The following is a 473-nucleotide window of genomic DNA, read 5'->3' as shown; positions in this document are numbered from 1 at the left end:
CCGATCTCGAACCGGCCGGTCGGGTTCACCAGCAGCCGGTAGCCCTCGGTCACCAGCTTGATGCCGTCGTCCGCCAGCCGCTTCAGCTCCGGCTCCACCACGAACTCCCGGATGTCCGGGGTCAGCAGCGACTCCAGGTCGATGTCACTCGCGTGCTGCGAGGACACCACCACCGTGTCGAGCCGGACGGCCTTGTCACCGTCGTACTCGATGGTGACCTGCGTCTTGCCGTCCGGGCGCAGGTACGGGATCTGCCCGTTCTTGCGCACCGCGGACAGCCGCTGGGCGAGCCGGTGCGCCAGCGTGATCGGCAGCGGCATCAGCTCAGGCGTCTCGTCGCTGGCGTAGCCGAACATCAGGCCCTGGTCGCCCGCGCCCTGCTTGTCGAGGTCGTCCTCGTCACCCTCGACCCGCGCCTCGTGCGAGGTGTCGACACCCTGTGCGATGTCGGGCGACTGCGCACCGATGGACAC

1 pseudogene is annotated in these 473 nt (G+C 68.9%); it reads right to left on the bottom strand.

Annotation, left to right across the window (positions count from 1 at the left end):
* Positions 1 to 473: pseudogene (locus ACXJMZ_RS37395) on the bottom strand (methionine adenosyltransferase); the annotation flags it as partial.

The organism is Kitasatospora sp. P5_F3 (genome assembly GCF_054049135.1).
The sequence above is the reverse complement of the archived record's forward strand: the minus strand, read 5'-3'. Positions and strand labels throughout refer to the sequence as shown.